Source organism: Janibacter cremeus, assembly GCF_013409205.1.
Classification (GTDB): domain Bacteria; phylum Actinomycetota; class Actinomycetes; order Actinomycetales; family Dermatophilaceae; genus Janibacter; species Janibacter cremeus.
In genome coordinates, this window is record NZ_JACCAE010000001.1 from 2,373,174 (window position 1) to 2,386,980 (window position 13,807).

14 protein-coding genes are annotated in these 13,807 nt (G+C 69.4%); 5 read left to right on the forward strand and 9 right to left on the reverse strand.

Annotated features, from left to right (window positions below):
• The first annotated feature begins 91 nt into the window (after window positions 1-91).
• Together ku and BJY20_RS11255 are read left to right on the forward strand one after the other, a co-directional pair.
• Window positions 92-1,075 carry a non-homologous end joining protein Ku gene (ku, locus tag BJY20_RS11250; protein ID WP_185991611.1) on the forward strand — a complete coding sequence of 328 codons (984 nt, stop codon included), beginning with the start codon at window positions 92-94 and terminating at the stop codon, window positions 1,073-1,075.
• 12 nt (window positions 1,076-1,087) lie between these two features.
• Window positions 1,088-1,912: an Fpg/Nei family DNA glycosylase gene (locus BJY20_RS11255; protein WP_185991612.1), complete on the forward strand. Its 825-nt coding sequence runs from the start codon at window positions 1,088-1,090 to the stop codon at window positions 1,910-1,912.
• A 45-nt stretch (window positions 1,913-1,957) separates the two neighbouring features.
• Here the strand turns inward: BJY20_RS11255 and BJY20_RS11260 are convergent, their stop codons facing one another.
• Window positions 1,958-3,559, reverse strand: a complete 1,602-nt coding sequence (locus BJY20_RS11260) for an alpha/beta hydrolase (protein ID WP_185991613.1) — start codon at window positions 3,557-3,559, stop codon at window positions 1,958-1,960.
• Window positions 3,560-3,796: 237 nt separating this feature from the next.
• Between BJY20_RS11260 and BJY20_RS11265 the strand changes: the two genes are divergently transcribed.
• Complete coding sequence (locus BJY20_RS11265) at window positions 3,797-4,111, forward strand: antibiotic biosynthesis monooxygenase family protein (protein ID WP_185991614.1); 315 nt, start codon at window positions 3,797-3,799, stop codon at window positions 4,109-4,111.
• A gap of 157 nt (window positions 4,112-4,268) precedes the next feature.
• Window positions 4,269-6,794, forward strand: coding sequence for an ATP-dependent Clp protease ATP-binding subunit (locus BJY20_RS11270; RefSeq protein ID WP_185991615.1), 2,526 nt, complete (start codon window positions 4,269-4,271; stop codon window positions 6,792-6,794).
• A 215-nt stretch (window positions 6,795-7,009) separates the two neighbouring features.
• Here the strand turns inward: BJY20_RS11270 and BJY20_RS11275 are convergent, their stop codons facing one another.
• The 3 genes from BJY20_RS11275 to BJY20_RS11285 are packed head-to-tail and all read right to left on the reverse strand — an operon-like array spanning window position 7,010 to window position 8,441.
• Window positions 7,010-7,591: a TIGR03086 family metal-binding protein gene (locus BJY20_RS11275; protein ID WP_185991616.1), complete on the reverse strand. Its 582-nt coding sequence runs from the start codon at window positions 7,589-7,591 to the stop codon at window positions 7,010-7,012.
• A complete protein-coding gene (locus BJY20_RS11280) occupies window positions 7,588-8,088 on the reverse strand; it encodes an SRPBCC domain-containing protein (protein WP_185991617.1) in 501 nt (166 codons plus the stop codon). Before BJY20_RS11280 ends, BJY20_RS11275 begins: the two co-directional genes overlap by 4 nt.
• Window positions 8,085-8,441, reverse strand: a complete 357-nt coding sequence (locus BJY20_RS11285; RefSeq protein ID WP_185991618.1) for an ArsR/SmtB family transcription factor — start codon at window positions 8,439-8,441, stop codon at window positions 8,085-8,087. Before BJY20_RS11285 ends, BJY20_RS11280 begins: the two co-directional genes overlap by 4 nt.
• Before the next feature lie 211 nt (window positions 8,442-8,652).
• Here BJY20_RS11285 and BJY20_RS11290 point away from each other — a divergent pair, with 211 nt between their 5' ends.
• Entirely contained in the window at window positions 8,653-9,171 is a 519-nt protein-coding gene (locus BJY20_RS11290) for an amino-acid N-acetyltransferase (protein ID WP_185991619.1), read from the forward strand.
• Here the strand turns inward: BJY20_RS11290 and BJY20_RS11295 are convergent.
• The 5 genes from BJY20_RS11295 to radA all read right to left on the reverse strand — a co-directional run bounded on the left by BJY20_RS11295 (window position 9,153) and on the right by radA (window position 13,791).
• Window positions 9,153-10,040 (reverse strand): A/G-specific adenine glycosylase, encoded by an 888-nt coding sequence (locus BJY20_RS11295; protein ID WP_185991620.1) that lies wholly within the window; start codon window positions 10,038-10,040, stop codon window positions 9,153-9,155. The genes BJY20_RS11290 and BJY20_RS11295 overlap by 19 nt on opposite strands.
• On the reverse strand, window positions 10,037-10,339 hold the full coding sequence (locus BJY20_RS11300; protein ID WP_185991621.1) for a hypothetical protein: 303 nt from the start codon (window positions 10,337-10,339) through the stop codon (window positions 10,037-10,039). The genes BJY20_RS11295 and BJY20_RS11300 overlap by 4 nt, the downstream gene beginning before the upstream one ends.
• 72 nt (window positions 10,340-10,411) lie before the next feature.
• A complete protein-coding gene (locus BJY20_RS11305; RefSeq protein WP_185991622.1) occupies window positions 10,412-11,311 on the reverse strand; it encodes a hypothetical protein in 900 nt (299 codons plus the stop codon).
• Window positions 11,312-12,388, reverse strand: a complete 1,077-nt coding sequence (disA, locus tag BJY20_RS11310) for a DNA integrity scanning diadenylate cyclase DisA (RefSeq protein WP_185991623.1) — start codon at window positions 12,386-12,388, stop codon at window positions 11,312-11,314. It abuts the gene before it with no gap.
• Window positions 12,385-13,791, reverse strand: a complete 1,407-nt coding sequence (gene radA / locus BJY20_RS11315) for a DNA repair protein RadA (protein ID WP_185991624.1) — start codon at window positions 13,789-13,791, stop codon at window positions 12,385-12,387. Before radA ends, disA begins: the two co-directional genes overlap by 4 nt.
• Between the last annotated feature and the right edge of the window lie 16 nt (window positions 13,792-13,807).

Sequence of the window (13,807 nt, forward strand, 5' to 3'; positions counted from 1 at the left end):
CATCCCACAGCGCTCGAGGGGGTGACCTTCCGGTTGCCGCACTCGGCGACGCAGGGCTGACGTGGACGTGCGAAGCAGGCATGCTGGGTCCATGCGCGCCATCTGGAAGGGGGCCGTCTCCTTCGGCCTCGTCAACGTCCCCGTCCGCCTGTACTCCGCGACGGAGAACCACGACGTGCAGTTCCGCCAGGTCCACCGCACCGACGGCGGTCGGATCCGGTACAAGCGCTTCTGCAGCATCGACGGCGAGGAGGTCGCCTACGACGACATCGCCAAGGGCTACGAGACGCAGGACGGCGAGATGGTCGTGCTCACCGATGAGGACATGGCCGGCCTGCCGACGCGTTCGAGCAAGGAGATCAGCGTCGAGAAGTTCGTCCCCGAGGACCAGATCGATCCCATGCTGCTGGACAAGAGCTACTACCTCGAGCCGGACAAGTCGGCGACCAAGCCCTATGTCCTGCTGCGTGAGGCTCTCGAGGCCCAGGGACGGATGGCGATCGTCACCGTCTCCATCCGTACCCGGATGACCATGGCGGTGCTGCGCGTGCGTGAGGGCGTCATCGTCATGCAGACGATGCTGTGGCCCGACGAGATCCGCAGCGCGGACTTCGCCGCGGTGGACGAGGCGGGGGAGGCCAGCGAGAAGGAGATGGCGATGGCTCGTCTGCTCATCGACGAGCTCGCCGGAGACTACGACGCCGACGAGTTCGAGGACGACTACGCCATCGCCGTGGAGGACCTCGTCAAGGCCAAGATCGAAGGGGGCGAGGTCAGCGCCCCCGAGGCGGAGGAGGACGAGGGCGGCGAGGTCGTCGACCTGCTCGCGGCGCTGGCGAAGTCGGTCGACAAGGCCAAGAAGTCCCGCGGGGAGAGCACGGACTCTTCCCCGGATGAGGCCCCGGCGCAGAAGGCCGCCGCCAAGAAGAGCCCAACGAAGAAGGCCACCGCCAAGAAGTCCCCGGCGAAGAAGTCGACCACCAAGAAGGCGACGACGAAGAAGGCAACGGCGAAGAAGGCAACGGCGAAGAAGGCAACGGCGAAGAAGTCGCCAACCAAGAAGAAGGCGAGCTGACCTCCCTTCGCCATGCCTGAAGGCCACACTCTCCACCGGATCGCCCGGGACCTGCGCGCCGCCTTTGCCGGTCGGGTCGTGTCCGTGTCGTCCCCACAGGGGCGGTTTGCCGCCGGTGCCGCGCTGCTGACCGACCACGAGGTCGTGGAGGCACGCGCCCACGGCAAGCACCTCTTCGTCGAGTTCGCCGGCGAGCGGGTCCTGCACGTCCATCTCGGTCTCATCGGCAGCTTCACCATCGACGCGACGGCATACGTGGGGGAGCGGCCGGTCATCGGGCAGGTCCGCTGCCGCATCGCCGGCGACCGGCACGTCGCTGACCTGCGTGGCCCCATGACCTGCCGGGTCATCACCCCGGACGAGGAAGCGGCCGTGCACCACAAGCTCGGCCCGGATCCCCTGCGGGACAGCGATGGCGAACCGGCGTGGGAGCGGATCCACCGGTCGAGGAAGTCGGTGGCCGCACTGCTCATGGAGCAGCAGGTGCTTGCCGGCGTCGGCAACGTCTACCGCTGCGAGGTCCTCTTCCGGCACCGGATCAACCCGATGACCCCCGGTGAGCGGCTCAAGCGCAGCTCGTGGGACCTCATCTGGGCAGACCTGCGGCGCCTGCTGCCCCTCGGCGTCGCGACGAGTCGGATCGTGACCGTCGCGGACGAGGTGGCGCAGATCGAGTCCGCCCTGGCGAAGGGGGAGGACGTGCACCTCGACGAGCGGACGAGCTACGTGTACAAGCGGACCGGCCAGGACTGCGACCGGTGCGGCTCGATCATCAAGGCGAAGGACGTCGCCGGCCGCAACCTCTACTGGTGCGGGAACTGCCAGCGGCGCAGCTGATGAGTTGGCGGAGGTAGAGAGGGTTCGATGACTGGCCTCGGAAGGTCACTCGAGGCTGGACCCCACCGATGTCTCCACCACGGGCGCCAAGCGCGTGGTGTCGGCAGTGGTCCACCCGGGCGGAGGCAGTATCTTGGCCCAGGCGTACACCGGCTCCTGCCCGAACTGGTGTCCCTGCCCGGGCGGGACGTCGTTGGCGACCATCTGATCCGCACCCAGCTGCAGCATCGTGATGCCGGGGATCCAGCGGATCGATGGTGACACTGCACGTCCGCGCGGCTCGCGCAGCCAGTCGGGCTTGTGCCAGGCCAAGGACCAGTCCCACCAGGTGATGGGGTCGTTGGCGTGCTGGAGGTAGCCGATCCGGGTATCGGGCCACGCAGCGGTCGGGACGTCCCAGTCCTCGGGACGGTCGGCGAACCGCACCATTTCGCCGCGGTCGAAGACCGGGAGCACTTCCGGGGTGCCGGCATCTCGTGCCGCGGTGTACCGGCGCCACAGGGTGTTGTTATTCGTCGGGCCGACGAACAGTGCGCCGTCGGTGCGCAGGGCCAGGTCCTGGTGGCCGCTGAAGGCCGACTCTCCGCCGAAGGAGCCCAGGCTCTCACCGCTCACGACGAGCTTCGGACGTTCTCCGGCAGGGAGCTCGGACCAGCGCGCGTACACGGCGTTGAAGAGCAGACGGCCTGCCTCGCGGGACCTGTCCTCGTCGACGAGGAACGACAGCCAGCTGGGTAGGTAGGAGTACTGCATGCTCACGGTCGCCGTGTCCCCGCCCCACATGTACTCCAGGGCCTGGGTCTGGTTCTCGTTGATCCACCCCCGCCCGGTACCCGTGGCGACGTTGATGACCGCTCGGTCGAAGCCACCGGCGAGCTCGAGTTCCCGCACGGCCCGGGTGGCCTCCTGCCGCAGGTCGACCTCGTGGTCGGCGCCGACCCCGACATAGGCGCGCACGGGCTGCCGGGCCGGACCGTCGGTGAACCCCGCGATCTGCTCACGGCTCGGGGCGTTGGTGATGAAGACCCGCCCCTGACGTCCCAGGTCGTCCCAGGCCTCCGTCGAGCGGGGCCCGCCCGACAGGTGTCGGCTCGTCGGCGCGGCGATGTCGGCGCTGAACTCGTCGTTGATGACCATGAAGGTGGAGTCGAGGCTGCGCAGGAGGCGGTTGCCGGCCACATCAGTGACGAGCACGTTGACGAGCAGCGCGACGACCACGCCGCCCACGACCACTGCCACCCGAGCCGGCAGCACCCGGGAGAGCGCGCGTGAGAGCGCGCGTCCGGCGGTCTTGATGACGCGAGCGATCGCCAGGAACACGACGAAGAGCAGGGCCGCCAGGACGAGCGTGAGCAGCGCCGCCCCCACCCCGAGGTGGGGCACGCCGACGAGGTCACGCAGGTGGTTCTCCCAGCGCAGGTACGCCCACAGCGTCAGCACGGTCCCGATGACCGCGATGAGGCCGGTGACCTGCCACGCCACACGGCGCGGATGACCGGTCAGGCGCCCGCCGCAACTGCGTACCACCCACCCCAGCAGGGCGCCGAGACCGTAGCCCCCGAGGGCAGCCACCGCGGCCACGAGGGCCTGGAAGATCGCACTGCGGGGGAGCAGGGCCGGGGTGAAGGCCAGCCAGAAGAACACCATCGCGCCGACGGTTGGGGCGTATGGCGCCCGGACCTGCCGTACGACGCGCGAAGCGCTCGGATTCATGGCCACCGCCCAACGAGGGATACGACAGGGGCTCGTGCAATGACCACCGAGACCCGCCGTAGCCCCGCCGGACACGCTCCGGAGTCTATCGGTGGGGAACGCACGAGTCGGGCACGGGCGATGGGCTTGCGAGCGTGCCTCGGTGGATGATTCCGGGGTTAGGGTCGCCTCATGAGCATCGTCAAGATCAACGCCATCAGTGTCCCCGAGCAGGCGCGCGAGGAGCTCGAGCGTCGTTTCGCCGAGCGCAAGGGCACCGTGGACTCATCGCCGGGATTCGAGGGGTTCCAACTGCTGCGGCCCACAGATGGTGAGGACCGTTACTTCGTCATCACCTGGTGGGCGGACGAGGAGTCGTTCGTGGCGTGGCGCGACGGCGATGCTCGGAACGCGCACTCGGGCGAGGGGAAGAAACCGGTCGCATCCGGTGCTGACCTCATGGGTTTCGACGTCGTCATCGACGTCCCGAAGCCCGCCGCGGGCTGACGCCTGTGCGCTGAGAGCGAACATTCCACACGGCGTCGAGGCCGTGGAACAGCCGAGCCGGGTGCGGCGTTGGCACCGGATGAGAAGGCTCGACCTCGAGAACCCGGGGCGGGCACGTAGCATCGTGGTCTGAGCGACACATGAAGGGGTAGATCCCATGTTCGAACGGTTTACCGACCGGGCCCGCCGGGTCGTGGTCCTGGCCCAGGAGGAGGCGCGCCTCCTCAACCACAACTACATCGGGACCGAGCACATCCTGCTCGGCCTCATCCACGAGGGCGAAGGGGTGGCGAGCAAGGCGCTCGAGTCCCTGGGCGTCTCCCTCGATGCCGTCCGTGAGCAGGTCCAGGACATCATCGGTCCGGGCCAGCAGGCGCCGTCGGGGCACATCCCCTTCACCCCGCGCGCCAAGAAGGTGCTCGAGCTGTCCCTGCGCGAGGCGCTGCAGCTCGGCCACAACTACATCGGCACCGAGCACATCCTGCTCGGCCTCATCCGCGAGGGCGAAGGGGTGGCCGCCCAGGTCCTCGTCAAGCTCGGCGCGGACCTCGGCCGGGTGCGCCAGACCGTCATCCAGCTCATCTCCGGCTACCAGGGTGGCAAGGAGGGCCAGGCTGCTGGTGTCGGTGCGGGCTCCGGTCCGCAGGAGGGCCAGCCCGCGGGCTCGCTGGTGCTCGACCAGTTCGGTCGAAATCTCACCCAGGCCGCGCGTGATGGCCAGGTCGACCCGGTCATCGGGCGGACCAAGGAGATCGAGCGCATCATGCAGGTCCTCTCGCGCCGCACGAAGAACAACCCGGTCCTCATCGGTGAGCCCGGCGTCGGCAAGTCCGCCGTCGTCGAGGGTCTCGCCCAGGACATCGTCGACGAGAACGTCCCCGAGCCGTTGAAGGACAAGCAGCTCTACACGCTCGACCTCGGCTCGCTCGTCGCCGGCAGCCGCTACCGCGGTGACTTCGAGGAGCGTCTGAAGAAGGTGCTCAAGGAGATCAAGACCCGCGGCGACATCATCCTCTTCATCGACGAGATCCACACCCTCGTCGGTGCGGGAGCGGCCGAGGGCGCCATAGATGCCGCCAGCATCCTCAAGCCGATGCTCGCCCGCGGTGAGCTGCAGACGATCGGTGCGACCACGCTCGAGGAGTACCGCAAGCACATCGAGAAGGACTCCGCGCTGGAGCGCCGCTTCCAGCCGATCCAGGTCGACGAGCCCTCGCTGGCGCACGCCATCGAGATGCTCAAGGGCCTGCGTGACCGTTACGAGGCGCACCACAAGGTGACCATCACCGACCCGGCGATCGTCGCCGCGGTGACGATGGCCGACCGCTACGTCAACGACCGCTTCCTGCCGGACAAGGCGATCGACCTCATCGACGAGGCCGGCGCACGCCTGCGCATCCGCCGGATGACGGCTCCGCCGGAGCTGAAGGAGTTCGACGACAAGATCGCCCAGGTCCGTCTGGAGAAGGAGTCGGCCATCGACGGCCAGGACTTCGAGAAGGCCGCCAGCCTGCGCGACGACGAGAAGCACCTGCTCGCGGACAAGGCCAAGCGCGAGGAGGAGTGGAAGGCCGGCGACATGGACGTCGTGGCCGAGGTCGACGAGGAGCTGATCGCCGAGGTGCTCGCCGCCTCGACCGGTATCCCGGTCTTCAAGCTCTCCGAGGAGGAGTCGACGCGACTGCTCAACATGGAGGCCGAGCTGCACAAGCGGGTCATCGGCAACGACGACGCGATCAACGGCCTCTCGGCAGCGATCCGCCGCACCCGTGCCGGTCTGAAGGACCCGCACCGCCCGGGTGGCTCGTTCATCTTCGCCGGTCCGACCGGTGTCGGTAAGACCGAGCTGGCCAAGGCCCTGGCGGAGTTCCTCTTCGGCGACGAGGACAGCCTGATCACCCTCGACATGTCGGAGTACTCCGAGAAGCACACGGTCAGCCGTCTCTTCGGCTCGCCTCCCGGCTACGTCGGGTACGACGAGGGTGGCCAGCTGACGGAGAAGGTGCGCCGCAAGCCCTTCTCGGTGGTCCTCTTCGACGAGGTGGAGAAGGCCCACCCGGAGATCTTCAACTCGCTGCTCCAGGTGCTCGAGGACGGCCGTCTGACCGACTCGCAGGGTCGGATGGTCGACTTCAAGAACACCATCATCCTGATGACGACGAACCTGGGTACCCGGGACATCTCCAAGGGGTCGATGGGCTTCGTCGCCAACAAGGACGACCGCACCGACTACGAGCGGATGAAGGGCAAGGTCATCGACGAGCTGAAGAACCACTTCCGTCCGGAGTTCCTCAACCGCGTCGACGACACGATCGTCTTCCCGCAGCTGAGCCAGGACGAGCTGGTCCAGATCGTCGACCTCGAGGTCGCCAAGCTCGACAAGCGCCTGAAGGACAAGGACATGGGCATGGAGCTCACGACTGCGGCGAAGGAGCTGCTGGCCAAGCGCGGCTACGACCCGGTGCTGGGTGCCCGTCCGCTCAAGCGGACCATCCAGCGCGAGATCGAGGACGTGCTCTCCGAGAAGATCCTCTTCGGCGAGCTGTCCGCCGGTGAGATCGTCGCGGTGGACGTCGAGGGCGAGGGCAAGTCCGCGAAGTTCATCTTCCACGGCGCGCCCAACGTCGGCGAGCTCGACATCCCGCTCATCGAGGCGGGCGACGGCGGCTCTTCCTCCGACTGAGGGCCCTCACGGTGGTCGAGGTGCAAGGCCGTTCGCGGCTGAGCCTCGAGGCCACATCACCGCACACCTCCAAGCGCGACGGGGGGCCGGTCACCATCGGGTGACCGGCCCCCTTCGTCATGCCCGGGATGGTCGCGAATGGCCGGGATATCTGTCCGGGGCCGCGTTGTGTCCCGGCCGTGCCCGACGGAGCAGGTCAGGGCGATGTGTCCCGGTCAGGCAGGCGGGGCCCAGCGGGGGTCCCGCCCGATGAAGGCGAAGAACCGGTCCTGGATGGTCGCATCCGGCGGCACCGGCTGCTGCTGCCCGAACTGCCCCGAGCCGCGGATGAGCTCCGCCTGCGCGGACATCCCTTCCAGCGCCCCCGCGATGAACTCCTCGTCGAGCCGGTCGTCCTGACCGGTGGCCCGGGCGAGGTCCCAGGTGTGGAAGACGACGTCGCTGGTGAAGAACTGGTCGATCATCGCCGGCAGCGGCAGCTCGCCGATGAACTCGTGCGAGAACGTCACCTCCCCGCTCGCCGGGTCCGCCAGCAGCGCCCGTACCTGGACGTCGGTCCCGGTCCACGCGGCCACCGGGTCGTCGTCCGCCGAGGCGACCGGGGCGAGGCGTACCGAGCTACCTGACGACACGAGGGCCGGGAACCACGTGGTCAGGTGCCCGACGACATCGCGGGCCCGCCACTCCGGGACGGGCGAAGGGGCGTCCCAGTCGCTGGTTCCCTGGACTCGTTCGGTGAAGCTGGCGGCGGCGGACCGGTAGCGCTCGACCACCGACATCTCGGTCAGCGAGGTCATGCGACCTCCCCGGCACCGAGCATCGAGTCAAGGGCCGCGTAGCCCTCGTTGATGCCGACGTCCATGCCCGAGGCGAGCATCGCCTCGCGACTGGCGAAGGAGTCGAGGAGCGAGTGCCCGTGCAGTCGCGTCCACCCGTCGCCGAGGTCCTCGAAGGTCATGGTCTCCAGCGACACGGCGTCGCCGAAGCCCTCGAAGGTGAAGGTCTGCACGATCCGGTCGGGTCGCACCTCGTGGAAGCTGCCGAAGAAGCGGAACTCCTCGGTCTCGCTCCCCGCGCCGCGAAGGTTCGTGAAACGCCAGCTGCCACCCGTCCGCGCGTCCCAGTGATCGATGCGGGTGGACAGGTCGTGCGGTCCGACCCACATGGCGTAGAGGTCGGGATCGGTGTGGGCGCGGAGGAGCTGCTCCGGTGTCGCCCGGAAGTCGCGGGTGATCCGGATCGCCGGCAGCTCGGGATCGGCTGTGATGGTGGCGGTGGTGATGTGCTCGGTCATTGGTCTTCTCCACTCGTGCGGTCTGGCGAAGGGAGGTCGGTCAGGACCTCCTCGAGACGGGCCATGCGGAGCTCGGCCTGTCGCTGGTATCGCTCGATCCAGGTGGTCATGGTGGCCAGTACCTCGCTCTCGAGGTGGACCGGGCGGCGTTGCGCCTCACGACGGCGGGTGACGAGCCCGGCGTCCTGCAGGACCATCACGTGCTTGCTGACGGCCTGCAGGCTCATGTCGTAGGGGGCGGCGAGGTCGGAGACGGTGGCGTCACCGACGGTGAGGCGGGCGACGATGTCCCGCCGGACGGGGTCGGCCAGTGCGGCGAACGCCCGGGACAGCTCGTCCGCGCTCTGGTCCATGTCGCCCTCCCATCCTGTAATCAACCAGTAGGTTGAATACAAGAATGGACCTGCGCGGCTCCGTGGTCAACCATCAGGTTGAGTAAGGGTGCGGCCGCCGTCAGGGGTCCGTGCGCTGAACGTGCAGAGCCAGCCGAAGCACGAGACGCGCTGATCGCCTTTCGCGTCGACCTGCGCCCCCGTCGGTGGGCGGGGGCGTAGGTTGGGCCGAGTGAGCCTCACCATCCGTCGAGCCCGCACCACGGACGTGTGGGCCATCCGCGACCTCGTGGCCCCACTGGCCGAGCGCCGGGTCCTGGTCAGCAAGGACACCGTCGCCTACTTCGAGGGGCTGCAGGAGTTCCACGTGGCCGAGGTCGACGACGAGGTCGTCGGCTGCGGCGCCCTGCACGTGATGTGGGAGGACCTCGCCGAGATCCGCACTCTGGCCGTCGCCGACGCGCACCTCGGCCGTGGGGTCGGGGGCCGGCTGCTGCAGGCCCTCACCGAGGACGCCATCGCCCTGGGTGTGCGGCGCCTGTTCTGCCTGACCTTCGAGACCGAGTTCTTCACCCGCCACGGCTTCGATGAGATCGACGGGCAGGCCGTCGACCCCGAGGTCTACGTCGAGCTGCTGCACTCCTACGACGAGGGTGTGGCAGAGTTCCTCGACCTCGAGCGGGTCAAGCCCAACACCCTCGGCAACTCCCGCATGCTGCGGCAGCTGCCCGCTCAGGAGGGCAGCGAGTAGCGCCCGTCCGTGCCCTGCTCGGCCAGCCCGTCCTCGAGCAGCCCGGCGAGGCAGCGCTCGACCTTCGACTCGTCGTCGGGCCACGTGGCCGCGATCGCCGTGCGCGTCACCGGGTCCGCGCTCTCCCGCAACAGCTGGACGATCCGCCCGCGGACCTGCCGGTCCGTGCCGTGCCATGTCTGGCCTCGTCGCGGTGGTCCCTCCTGCTCGGGGCGTCCGGCGAGCTGCCAGGCGCACAAGTGCGCGACCGGGCACTCGCCGCACGCGGGGGAGCGGGCCGTGCACACCAGTGCGCCCAGTTCCATGACCGCGGCGTTCCACGCATTGGCCTCGCCCACCTCACCCGGCATCGAGCGCTCGGCGAGCCGGGTCTCGGCGACCGTGAGCGACGCCGCGGCGTGCTGCTGACCCGTGATCGTGCGGGCGAGGACCCGTCGGACGTTGGTGTCGACGACGGTGTGCGGGTCCCCGAAGGCGAAGGAGGCGACTGCCGCAGCCGTGTAGGCGCCCACTCCCGGCAGCGCGAGCAGGTCCGCGTGCTCGCTCGGGACCTCGCCGTCGTGCCGTTCGACCATCACCGTCGCCGACTCCCACAGGCGCAACGCCCGGCGCGGGTAGCCCAGTCGGTCCCACATCCGCACCGCCTCGCCCGGGGTGTCCGAGGCCAGGTCGAAGGGGGTCGGCCAGCGTTCCATCCAGCGCTGCCAGATGGGCAGCACCCGCGCGATGGGGGTCTGCTGGGACATCACCTCGGACAGGTAGACACCCCACGCAGGGCACTCGGGCTCGCGCCACGGCAGGTCGCGACCGTGGTCCGCGTACCAGGACGCGACGGCGTGGTGGAGCAGCGGTCCGGCGGCTTCGGTCATGGCAACGTGATCTCGTCGAACTGCGGGCGGTACATCTCCGGGTTGGTGTAGTACAGGCCGCTGTCGGTGGGCGACTCACTCCACGAGACGAGCAGCCGGCCCGACGGCAGGGCGAAGTCCGGGTGTGCCAAGGGCGTGTATCGCCGGATTCCATCGGAGGTCTCCAGCGGCCGGACCAGATGCTTGGTCCAGGGGCCGGTCACCTCGGGCGCCTTCCACACCGCCATGGAGGTGCCGTGGAAGTCGCCCTCCTTGCTCACGGCGTACCAGGCGCCCTCGCGCTCGAAGACCGACAGCACGTGCGAGACCCCCTTCTCCGCGGGGACCAGCTGTGCGGCCGCGGGCGGGGTGGCCTTCGCAGCGCCGGGCCCTCAGCGGCTCCCGTCCCAGTACTCCCACGCGCCTGTATCGGACAGCTCGTCGGGGCGCGTGCGGGCGACGTGGAGGGACCACCCGGCGGTCGTCTTCGTGACGTTGCTGGCGGTGCCGAAGACGTAGAGCATGCCGTCGTGCTCCCACATCGCGGCACCCCACGTGGGCACCCGCGGGTCGGTCGTGTCGGGCGTCAACTGGGTCTGCCCGACGAAGTGTGGGGTGCGGCCCGTCGGGACCTCGAAGGTGGCCAGGGACGACCCCAGCGTGCGGAAGCCGTCCGGCGAGTCGGGTGTGGTGCCGTCCTCGAGAGGCCCAACCGCCCGCACCCGGTTGGTGATCACCTGGACGCGGGTACCGCCGGGGACCTGGACGGCACGCATCGACATCGGCCAGTACCCGGTGTCGTCCGGATCGTCCGGGATGACGGCTTCCCCGTCCTGACCGTCCATCGGCCGAAGGCAACCGTGGTCGAGGACGAGCACCGAGTTGCGGACCATGAAGGGCGAGACGGTCGTCGGGTCCCGGATGGTGTCGCCGTAGAAGAGCATCCGGCGACCATCGGCGAGCTTCACACTGCCTCCGTGGTCACCGCCCCGGAGGGTGGGCTGGTCGTCGAGGCGCGTCATGACGCGGTTCATGCCGGGGGCGCTCGACGGCGTGCGGATCCGGCAGAGTGGGCTCGGCTCGGTGCCCACGGTCGAGAGCGTGCGGTCGGGGTCGCTGGGTGCAGGTGAGACCGCGCGGTCCTGTGAGTGTGCGTCCCCCGACGGGCGCGGCACGACCAGGTCGGCCGAGGCGCTGACGGCCTCGTCGACGCGGTCGGCGCTCGTCCACCCGAACCAGCCACCGACGACCACGACGATGCCGGCGAGGTAGGAGGCGAGGAACCGCCCCATCTAGACGTAGCGCTCGAGGATCGATGACTCGGCGAGGCGTGAGAGGCCCTCCCGGACCATGCGGGCACGTAGCTCCCCGACGCCCTCGACCGCCATGAGGTCGTCGAGACCGGCTGCCAGGAGGGGCTGCAACGAGCCGAAGTGCTCGACCAGCCGCTCGGTGATCGCGCCCGGAAGTCGCGGGATCTTGCTCAGGATGCGCAGGCCACGGGGACCGACGGTCGCGTCGAGGGACTCGCCGACGATGGGGAAGCCGAGCGACTTGGCCACGTGGCCGAGGTCGAGCAGCTCGGCGGCATCGAGCTGCGAGAGGTTGTCCAGGACGTCGGTGTGCGTCTCGACCGCGCCGTCGGGCTCGAGGTAGTCGAGGATCACCGTGCGCATGTTGGCGTCGAGGCCGGCCGTCAGCTCCTCCAGCTGCAGGCTCAGCAGTCGCCCGTCGACGCCGAGCTCGAGGACGTACTCGGCGATCTCGGTGTGGATTCGCCGGACCATCTCGAGGCGCTGGAGCACGATGGCGACGTCGCGGACGGTGACCAGGTCCTCGATCTCCAGGGCGGACAGTGCCCCGGTCACCTCAGTCAGTCGGGTCGTGTACCGCTCGAGAGTCTGCATCGCCTGGTTGGCCTGGGAGAGCAAATCGGAGGCGGTGCGCAGCACGTGCCGACGACCGTCGACGTAGAGGGCGATGATGTGCATCGACTGGCTCACCGACAGCACGGGGTTGCCGGTCTGCCGTGCGACCCGCTCCGCGGTGCGGTGGCGGGTGCCGCTCTCGGTCGTCTCGATCATGGGGTCGGGTACGAGCTGTACGGCAGCCTTGTGGATCCGGCTGACGTTGGCGTCGATGATGATCGCGCCGTCCATCTTCGCCAGCTCACGCAGTCGCGTCGCGGAGAACTCGATGTTGACGTCGAAGCCGCCGGTGCACAGCGCGTCGACCCTCGTGTCATAGCCCATGACGATGAGGGCGCCCGTGTTCCCGCGCATGATGCGGGAGAGTCCGTCGCGCAGCGGCGTACCGGGCGCGACCGCGGCAAGGGTCGCCCGGAAGAGGTCCTCGTCGGGTTCGGTCACGGGGTGAGTCTAGGTCGTGCGACGGAGCGTGGGCGGCTCGAGGGCGGACGGGCCCGGACCTGCTCGATCGCGGAGGCGACGTCCACGACCTCGACGACCTCCATGCCGGACGGAGCGGCGGCATCGGCCAGCGCGCCCTTGGGCACCAGCGCGGTGCGGAAGCCGAGCCGGGCGGCCTCGGTCAGTCGGCGGGCCACCCCGACGGCCGGGCGCACCTCGCCGCTGAGCCCCACCTCGCCGAGCGCGAGCAGGTCGTGGGCGACCGGTTGCTCGAGGACGGCGCTGGCGATGGCCACAGCGACGGCCAGGTCGCTCGACGGCTCGGTGATCTTCACCCCGCCGACGGTCGAGACGTAGGTGTCGGCATTGACGATCGGTGCACCCGCGCGCTTGTCGAGCACGGCGATGATCATCGCCACGCGACCGGAGTCCAGACCGACGTTGGCCCGGCGCGGTGTGGGGATCTGCGAGGGGGTGACCAGGGCCTGGATCTCGACGACGAGCGGCCGACGACCCTCGAGGGTGACGGTCGCGCAGGTGCCCGGGACGGTGATGTGCCGGCTGGACAGGAAGAGGCCACTCGGGTCGCTCAACCCGACGATGCCGGTGTCGTGCAGGTCGAAGCAGCCGACCTCGTCCGTGGGGCCATACCGGTTCTTCACGGCGCGGACCAGCCGCAGCCGGGAGTGACGGTCGCCGTCGAACTGCACGACGACGTCGACGAGGTGCTCGAGCACCCGCGGGCCGGCGATGGACCCGTCCTTGGTCACGTGGCCGACGAGGAGCATCGCGAAGCCGGCCGACTTGGCCGCCTGGATGAGCGAGCCGGCGACCTCGCGGACCTGGCCGACGTTGCCGGCGGCGCCGTCCACCTCGCCCGAGGCCACGGTCTGCACCGAGTCGATGACGACGAGATCCGGCTTGACCTGGTCGATCTGGGCCAGCACCGTCGCCAGATCCGTCTCGGAAGCGAGGTAGAGCCCGTCGGTGATCGCGCCGATCCGCTCGGCCCGGCCGCGCACCTGCGCCGCGGACTCCTCGCCACTGATGTAGAGCACACGCCGCCCCTCGCCCACGCGGGCGGCCACGTCGAGCAGCAGTGTCGACTTGCCGATGCCCGGCTCGCCGGCCACGAGGACCACCGACCCCGGCACGAGCCCACCCCCCAGAACGCGGTCGAACTCGGGGACACCGCAGCTGCGGTGGGCGGCGTGGTCGCCGTCGACCTGACGGATCGGTACGGCCGGGCGCTCCACGCGTGCAGCGGCGAAGGTCCGCGTCGTCGCGCCACCGACCTCCTCGACCGTGCCCCAGGCCTGGCACTCGCCGCACCGGCCGACCCACTTCACGCTCGTCCAGCCGCACTCGCTGCACCGGTGGACGGGTGTCTTCTTGCTCGCCATGGGTCAGAACCTACGC